This window comes from Povalibacter sp., from assembly GCF_036735925.1.
Taxonomy (GTDB): Bacteria; Pseudomonadota; Gammaproteobacteria; order Steroidobacterales; family Steroidobacteraceae; genus Steroidobacter.
Genome location: NZ_DAINNK010000108.1, coordinates 1 through 7,430, shown reverse-complemented (window position 1 = coordinate 7,430; position 7,430 = coordinate 1). Strand labels below are relative to the sequence as shown.

Sequence of the window (7,430 nt, the reverse complement as noted above, 5' to 3'; positions counted from 1 at the left end):
CTTGTGTGAAATCAGCCTGGGCTCATGGTCGCGGAACCTGATGCGAAACGCCCGTTATCTGGTGTTAGGAGTTGTGAGTCGGGCATGGCTGCGCGACTTGCGTCCGCCCGACGCGGCGGAAATTCATATCAAGGTCTAATGGCGCCCGCGAGCGTGCGGCTCTAGCTTGAGATCACGACGACCTTCTCGAGCACAGGAGCATCACATCGTGCAAGCCGATCGCAGATTTCCCGGCGCAGACAGCAGCCCGACATGACCGACCTGGAAAAACTGGTCGCGATCGAGGCGATCCGCAACCTGCAGTCCCGCTACGTGCGGCTGGCCGACTCCAAGGACTGGCTCGGTCTCGCCCATCTGTTTCTGCCGCAGGGCTCGTTCGTGCCCTACGGCGTCGATGGCAAGCCGCAGGTGGCCATGCTCGGCCGCGAGCAGATCTGCCGCATGCTTTCGGATGCCGTGGGCGCGGGTACGGCGATCCATCATCTCTTCTCCTACGAGATCGAGATCCGCTCGCCGACGCGGGCGCATGGCATCTGGGCGATGGAAGACTGGGTCGACCGCTCCCGGGATCACGGCACCGCCGCCGCGCCATTCAAGACGCTGCACGGCCTCGGCCACTACCACGTCGACTACGAGAAGGTCGACGACGCCTGGTTCATCGCGAATCAGAAGCTGTATCGCACCCGACTCGAACTCACCCGTTAGCGAAAGACATCTGGAGCCAGACAATGAAAGCCATCGTCATGAATCGTCCGGGCGGCACCGAGGTGCTCGAACTCGCGGATCGCGCTGCACCCGTGGCCGGACCTGGAGAAGCGCTGATCGAAGTCACTGTCGCCGGCGTGAACTTCATGGATGCCGGCGTGCGACGTGGTCTCGCGTGGACCGAGATGCCGGATCCCAAGATCCTCGGTGTCGAAGGCGCCGGCCGCGTGCTCGCCGTCGGCAGCGGTGTGCAAGACGTGCGCGTGGGGCAACGCGTCGCGTGGGTCTATGCGCCCGGCAGCTATGCCGAACGGATCGCGATTCCCGCGACGTCACTGGTGCCGGTGCCCGATGCGATCGACGATCGCACGGCAACCAGCGTCATGATGCAGGGACTGACCGCGAGTCATTTCGCGACCGACTTCTATCCGGTGCAGCCGGGCGATGTCGCGCTCGTGCACGCCGCGGCCGGCGGCGTGGGCTCGCTGCTGACGCAGATCATCAAGTTGCGCGGCGGTTCCGTCATCGGCCGCGTGTCGAGCGCAGCCAAGGCGGCAGTCGCAAAAGACGCCGGCGCGGATCATGTCGTGGTGGACACCAGCGGCAGGTTCGCGCAGGAAGTGCTGCGACTGACCCACGGCGAAGGCGTCCACGTCGTGTACGACGGTTCGGGCACGACGACGTTCGCCGACTCGCTCGCGTCGCTGCGACGCAGCGGCACGTTCTGCTGGTACGGCCCGGTGCTCGGCGGTCGCACGCCGATCGAGCTGATGAGCCTGCCGAACAGCATCAAGATCGGCTATGCGGTTTTCGCCGATCACATCCACACGCCCGCGCTGCTGCGCGCTCACAGCCAGCAGCTGTTCGACTGGATCATCGCGGGAAAACTGCGCATCCACGTCGGCGCGACGTATCCGTTGGCCGACGCTGCCCGCGCTCATGCCGACATCGAAAGCCGCGCCACCACCGGCAAGCTGCTTCTGATTCCATAACCCATCGACAGAGGAACATCCCATGCAATCGCGATGGCTCATCACCGGCAGCTCCCGCGGCCTCGGGCGTGCGCTGTCCGAAGCCGTGCTGGCCGCCGGTCATCGACTGGTCGCCACTGCGCGCGATCCGCGACAACTGGCGGACCTGACACAACGCTACGGAGATGCCGTGCGGACAGCGGCGCTCGATGTCTCGAACGCCGATGCCGCGCAGGCGGCCGTGCAACTCGCCGTCGACCGTTTCGGCGGTCTCGACGTCGTCGTGAACAATGCCGGCTACGGCAACGTGAACTCCGTCGAAGACACCGACCTCGCGGAGTTCCGGCGCCAGATCGAAGCGAATCTGTTCGGCACCATCATTGTTACCAAGGCTGCTATTCCAGTGCTGCGAGCGCAGCGCAGCGGCCACGTCATCCAGTTGTCGTCGGTGGGCGGTCGCATCGGCGCGCCGGGTCGAGCGCCCTATTCCGCGGCCAAGTGGGGCGTCGAAGGATTCTCGGAATCTCTCGCCCTGGAGATGGCGCTCATCGGCGTGAAGGTCACGGTCATCGAACCCGGCGGCTTCCGCACCGACTTCGCCGGCTCATCGACCGTGCTCGAAGACGGGCGCGCCGAGTACGACGCCGTCGTCGGCGCCACCGCGAGAAGGCAGCGCGACTACAACGGCCGTCAGCCCGGCGACCCGGCGCGGGCGGCACAGGCGATCCTGAAAATAGCAGCGATGGACAATCCACCGTTCCGGCTGCCGCTGGGCAGCGATGCATTGCAGCTGATCGAACGGGCCGATCGTGCGCGACTGGCCGAGCTGGAACGCTGGCGTGCGTTGAGTGCGTCGACGGATTTTCCGCCGGAGTGATCGTTTCTTCTGTGGGTCAGGCTTTAGCCTGACTTCCGAAAAGAGGCCGGCTGAAAGCCGGCCCCACAGTAAGAGGCCCCCACAGAGGCGCCGCGCCTACGGCGCGTACCTGGTGAAGACGTAATCGCGCTGCGCCGTCGCACGCGCCTCATGACACGCAAAGCAGGTGCGGTGCTGCGCTTCGTCGACGGGCTGACCGTCGACGAAGCGTCCGAATCCCCACCCGCCGGTAGCAGCATATTTCTTCGAGTCCTTCACCATCACCTGCACCGTCGTCGCCTGCCCCGGCACCGTCGCCGGCGCGAATTCTGCTGAAGGCATTTGCTTCCACGCGAGCTTGACCAGGATCGTGCCGTCAGGAAATGACGGCACGCCGTTGCGATACGCACGGATCGCCACCGGGTTGCCGACCACCGCACGCAGTTCATTCAACGGCGCCGCTTCGAGGGCGGGCGCGATCAGTTCCCATTGTCTATAGCCGCGCGGAACCGTCACACCATAGATCGGCGACGCTGCGGCGACAGACTGATCCGCCCGCGCAAACGACACGCCGACGACGATGAGCGCCGCAATGATCGCGACGAGACAGACGAGACGGAACGGAGATTTCATTGCATACCTCCGTCAGAACCTGTCGACATCCATCACCGCAGTAGCGAATGCCTGCGGCGCTTCCTGCGGCAGGTTGTGGCCGATGCCGCCGGCAACCAGTCGATGCTCGTAGCGGCCGGAGAACCGCTTCGCGTATGCGGCGGGCTCCGGATGCGGCGCGCCGTTGGCATCGCCTTCGAGCGTGATGGTCGGCACGGCGATCGTCGGCAGTGCGGCGAGTTTCTGTTCCAGCGAGTCGTACTTCGCTTCGCCCGCGGCGAGCCCGAGACGCCAGCGATAGTTGTGAATCGCCACCGCGACCTGATCCGGATGATCCAGCGCCGCGGCCGAGCGCGCGAACGTTGCGTCATCGAAGGCCCACTTCGGCGAGGCGAGCGTCCAGATCAGCCGCGCAAACTCATGCGTGTACTTCGCATAGCCCGCTTCGCCGCGTTCGGTGGCGAAGTAGTACTGGTACCACCACTGCAACTCCGCCTGCGGCGGCAACGGCGCACGGTTCAAGGCCTGGCTGCCGATCAGGTAGCCGCTGACGGACACCAGCGCCTTGCAGCGCTCCGGCCATAGCGCCGCGAGGATGTTCGCCGTGCGCGCACCCCAATCGCAGCCGCCGATGATTGCCTGGTCGATCTGCAACGCATCCAGCAATGCGATGGCATCGACGGCCAGCGCCGCCTGCTGGCCATTGCGCGGTGTGTCGGCGGAGAGAAACTGCGTGCCGCCGTAGCCACGCAGGTAGGGCACGATCACCCGATATCCGGCAGCGGCGAGCAGCGGCGCGACGTCGACGTAGGTGTGAATGTCATACGGCCATCCATGCAGCAGCAGCACCGGCTTGCCGTTCGCCGGGCCGGCCTCCGCATAGGCAACATCGAGCACGCCGGCCTGAATGTTCTTCATGGCAGCGAAGGACGTGTGCGCCGCGGTCGATGCTTTCACGCGAGTCTCCTGGCCCGAGCCGGCTTCAGCCATCGCCGGCACTCCGAGTTGAACGGCGGCCAGCCCCGCAGCGGCGATGCCGAAGAATTCTCTTCTGTGCAGATCTATCGGGTTGGACATGGGTCACCTGTGATGAACGAAGAATTTCGGAAAGTCTCGATGCATGTCTTGCACGTTTGCGCGATCACTTGCCGCGCAACGGGCGAAACGCGTCGCGCAGCTCACGGGCAAACAGCTCCGGCTCTTCCCACGCCGCGAAGTGACCGCCCTTGTCGACTTCATGGAAATACATGAGGCTGGGATAGGCCTGCCGCGTCCAGGTCTCGGGCGCGCGATAGATCTCGCCGGGAAACACGGTGACGGCGACGGGAAGGGCGATGTCGCGCGTCTTCTGCGCCGAGGCGCTGAAGTTATTGTTGTTGTTCTCCCAGTAGAAGCGCGCTGCCGACACCGCGCTGTTGGTCAGCCAGTACAGCGAAATGTCGTCGAGGATCTGATCTCTCGTCAGCGAGCGTTCCGGAACGCCGCCGCTGTAGGTCCATTGCGCGATCTTCTCGTACATCCACCCCGCGAGGCCGACGGGCGAGTCCGACAGTGCATAACCCACGGTCTGCGGACGCGTGACCATCATGGCGCCATACGCTGCATTCCGCGAAAAGAACGCATACAGCGAATCGAAAGCGGCCCGCTCCTTCGCCGACAGTCCGACCGGCGCGGGCCCGCCGTTGTTGATTGCCTGCACGACCGCGTCCGGCAACGTCGCCGGCATGCTGAGATGAATGCCGAGCAGACCCGCCGGCGCCTGTCGCGCCATCGCATCGGAGATCACCGAGCCATGATCGCCACCCTGCGACACATAGTGCGTGTACCCGAGGCGCTTCATCAGCACATCCCAGGCGCGGCCGACGCGTTCGGGGCCCCAGCCGGTCTGCGCCGGTCGCTCCGAGAAGCCATAGCCGGGAATCGAAGGAATCACGACGTCGAACGCATCCTCCGCCTTGCCGCCGAACGCAGTCGGATCGGTCAGCGGGCCGATCGCATCGATCATTTCCAGAATCGAGCCCGGCCAGCCATGCGTGATGATCAGCGGCAACGCATGCGGATGCCGCGACTTCACATGGATGAAGTGAATGTCGAGCCCGTCGATGTGGGTCACGAACTGCGGCAGCGAGTTGAGCTGCGTCTCGACCTTGCGCCAGTCGTAGTCCGTCGCCCAGTAGCGGGCGAGTTCCTGGAGCGTCGCCTGTTTCACGCCCTGCGAATCGTCGTTCACCGTCTCGCGGTCCGGCCAGCGCGTCGCGAGCACGCGCTGCCTGAGATCGTCGAGCGCGGCCTGCGGGATGCTGACGCGAAAGGGCCGGATCTCCGCTGCGGGCGACTCACGGGTCATAGGCACGGAAGCGCTTTTCGTGAAAGCCGTGACGGGATTCATCAAGAACGCCGGCGCCATCACGGCGAAGAATGCGACACGGCAGGCGGTACGGTGGGTCATCGAAGTGTCCTCGAGTGAATGGTCGACGCGATGAGGACGGGATCTGACCAGAAGCCGGGCCGCGGCTCGATTGCACGATGGTATGGGTCGTCTTCGCGCATACCTTCGTCTAATCGCCGCAATCCGGCGCAACTGGTCTGATCCGTCCCGAACCGCAACACACCCACGCGATGTGCAGACCTTCGCTACGAGGCCCAGGATGAAAACCCAATCTGTTCTGCTCGCTTCCCTGGTTGCCGGCGTGCTGGCCGTCACTGCCGGCACGCGCAGCGATGCCACCGCGATCGACTCGCTGACGCAGGCGACGGAATGGCTCAACTCGCCGCCGCTGCAGGCCGAGGATCTGCGCGGCAAGGTCGTGCTGGTCGACTTCTGGACCTACACCTGCGTGAACTGGATGCGCACGCTGCCGTACCTGCGGGAGTGGTCCGAGAAGTATCGCGATCAGGGGCTGGTCGTCATCGGCGTGCACTCGCCGGAATTCGGCTTCGAACGCAACGCACAGCACGTGCGACGCGCGACGCAGGCACTCGGCGTCGACTATCCGGTCGCGATCGACAGCGATCACGCGATCTGGCGCGCGTACCACAATCAGTACTGGCCCGCGGTGTATCTCATCGATGCGAGCGGTCGCGTGCGCTTCCGTCATGTCGGCGAAGCGGACTACGGCCAGCTCGAACAGGCGCTGCGATCACTGCTGCCGCAAGCCGCCGCGGGCAGTGACGACAAGCCGGCTCCGACCAGCGCCAAAGGCGCCGAGGTGGCGGCCGACTGGAAGAATCTGCGCTCGGGCGAGAACTATCTCGGTCGCGAACGCACGGTGAATTTCGCGTCGCCGGAAGGACTGGGTCGCGGCACGCCCCGCACCTACAGCATTCCGCAGCGACTGCGGCTCAACGAATGGTCGCTCGATGGCGCCTGGACGATCACGCCGGAAGCCAGCGTGCTGGACCGTGCTCCCGGACGCATCGCGTACCGGTTCCATGCGCGCGACGTCAATCTCGTGATGGGCGTCGCCACGCTCGATCATCCCGTGAAATTCCGCGTGCGCATCGATGGCATGCCGCCGGGCGAGGCGCGCGGCACCGACGTCGACGCAGAGGGCTATGGCAGCGTCGACGAACCGCGTCTCTACCAGCTCATTCGCCAGCCCTCGCCCATCGTCGAGCGAACGTTCGAGATCGAGTTCTTCGGCGAGGACGTCGCGGCGTTCTCGTTCACTTTCGGCTGAGTGCGTCTGCGCTCGTTCTTTCCTGTTGTCTCAATCGAGGTAAGCGTGATGAAGACTATCGTTGCAACCCTGGCTGCGGTCGCAGCGCTCGGCGGGCCGACTGCGGATGCGCAGAACGAAAAGCCCACGATCGTGCTGGTGCATGGCGCCTTCGCGGATTCGTCGAGCTGGAACGGCGTCATCCGGATTCTGGAGGCCGATGGCTATCCGGTCGTCGCCGCGGCGAATCCGCTGCGCAGCGTCAAGGGCGATGCGAAGTACGTCGGCGACATCGTCGCGAGCATCAAGTCGCCCGTGGTGCTCGTCGGCCATTCGTATGGCGGCCTGGTGATCAGCGACGCCGCGAATGGACGTGCCAACGTGAAGTCGCTGGTGTACGTCGCGGCGTTCGCGCCGGAGAGCGGCGAAACGGCGCTGGAACTCTCGGGAAAATTTCCCGGCAGCACGCTGGGTGAGGCGCTGGCGCCGCCCGTCTCGCTGCCCGGTGGCGTGAAGGATCTCTACATCCTGCAGGACAAGTTTCCCGATCAGTTCGCAGCCGATGTGCCGAAGCACGACGCGCGCCTGATGGCGGCAACGCAGCGACCCATCACGGATGCGGCACTG

At 65.0% G+C, this 7,430-nt stretch carries 8 protein-coding genes; 5 read left to right on the top strand and 3 right to left on the bottom strand.

What is annotated here, in order from left to right; all coding sequences use genetic code 11:
• Positions 1 to 252 precede the first annotated feature (252 nt).
• Genes V7D81_RS21310 through V7D81_RS21300 form a run of 3 tightly spaced genes read left to right on the top strand, consistent with a single transcriptional unit; the run spans position 253 to position 2,553 of the window.
• Complete coding sequence (locus V7D81_RS21310; protein ID WP_324320095.1) at positions 253 to 705, top strand: nuclear transport factor 2 family protein; 453 nt, start codon at positions 253 to 255, stop codon at positions 703 to 705.
• Positions 706 to 728: 23 nt separating this feature from the next.
• Positions 729 to 1,697 carry a quinone oxidoreductase family protein gene (locus V7D81_RS21305; protein WP_324320093.1) on the top strand — a complete coding sequence of 323 codons (969 nt, stop codon included), beginning with the start codon at positions 729 to 731 and terminating at the stop codon, positions 1,695 to 1,697.
• Between the two features lie 22 nt (positions 1,698 to 1,719).
• Complete coding sequence (locus V7D81_RS21300) at positions 1,720 to 2,553, top strand: oxidoreductase (protein ID WP_324320091.1); 834 nt, start codon at positions 1,720 to 1,722, stop codon at positions 2,551 to 2,553.
• 96 nt (positions 2,554 to 2,649) lie between these two features.
• Here V7D81_RS21300 and V7D81_RS21295 read toward each other — a convergent pair whose 3' ends face one another.
• The 3 genes from V7D81_RS21295 to V7D81_RS21285 form a co-directional block, all read right to left on the bottom strand.
• Positions 2,650 to 3,165 carry a cytochrome P460 family protein gene (locus tag V7D81_RS21295; protein ID WP_324320089.1) on the bottom strand — a complete coding sequence of 172 codons (516 nt, stop codon included), beginning with the start codon at positions 3,163 to 3,165 and terminating at the stop codon, positions 2,650 to 2,652.
• A gap of 12 nt (positions 3,166 to 3,177) precedes the next feature.
• Positions 3,178 to 4,221, bottom strand: a complete 1,044-nt coding sequence (locus V7D81_RS21290) for an alpha/beta fold hydrolase (RefSeq protein ID WP_324320087.1) — start codon at positions 4,219 to 4,221, stop codon at positions 3,178 to 3,180.
• A gap of 64 nt (positions 4,222 to 4,285) precedes the next feature.
• Positions 4,286 to 5,551: an epoxide hydrolase family protein gene (locus V7D81_RS21285; protein WP_442958370.1), complete on the bottom strand. Its 1,266-nt coding sequence runs from the start codon at positions 5,549 to 5,551 to the stop codon at positions 4,286 to 4,288.
• 241 nt (positions 5,552 to 5,792) lie between these two features.
• On the opposite strand from V7D81_RS21285, the gene V7D81_RS21280 reads away from it, so the two are divergent.
• Both V7D81_RS21280 and V7D81_RS21275 read left to right on the top strand, forming a co-directional pair.
• Positions 5,793 to 6,824, top strand: coding sequence for a thioredoxin family protein (locus tag V7D81_RS21280; RefSeq protein ID WP_324320085.1), 1,032 nt, complete (start codon positions 5,793 to 5,795; stop codon positions 6,822 to 6,824).
• A 48-nt stretch (positions 6,825 to 6,872) separates the two neighbouring features.
• Positions 6,873 to 7,430 (top strand): esterase/lipase family protein (locus tag V7D81_RS21275; protein ID WP_324320083.1); only part of this gene is annotated, 558 nt, incomplete at its 3' end.

Bases quoted from the DNA above. Each gene is read 5' to 3' on its own strand.
- V7D81_RS21295 (WP_324320089.1), bottom strand. From the start codon at position 3,165: ATGAAATCTCCGTTCCGTCTCGTCTGTCTCGTCGCGATCATTGCGGCG.
- V7D81_RS21300 (WP_324320091.1), top strand. From the start codon at position 1,720: ATGCAATCGCGATGGCTCATCACCGGCAGCTCCCGCGGCCTCGGGCGT.
- V7D81_RS21285 (WP_442958370.1), bottom strand. From the start codon at position 5,551: ATGGCGCCGGCGTTCTTGATGAATCCCGTCACGGCTTTCACGAAAAGC.
- V7D81_RS21310 (WP_324320095.1), top strand. From the start codon at position 253: ATGACCGACCTGGAAAAACTGGTCGCGATCGAGGCGATCCGCAACCTG.
- V7D81_RS21305 (WP_324320093.1), top strand. From the start codon at position 729: ATGAAAGCCATCGTCATGAATCGTCCGGGCGGCACCGAGGTGCTCGAA.
- V7D81_RS21290 (WP_324320087.1), bottom strand. From the start codon at position 4,221: ATGTCCAACCCGATAGATCTGCACAGAAGAGAATTCTTCGGCATCGCC.
- V7D81_RS21280 (WP_324320085.1), top strand. From the start codon at position 5,793: ATGAAAACCCAATCTGTTCTGCTCGCTTCCCTGGTTGCCGGCGTGCTG.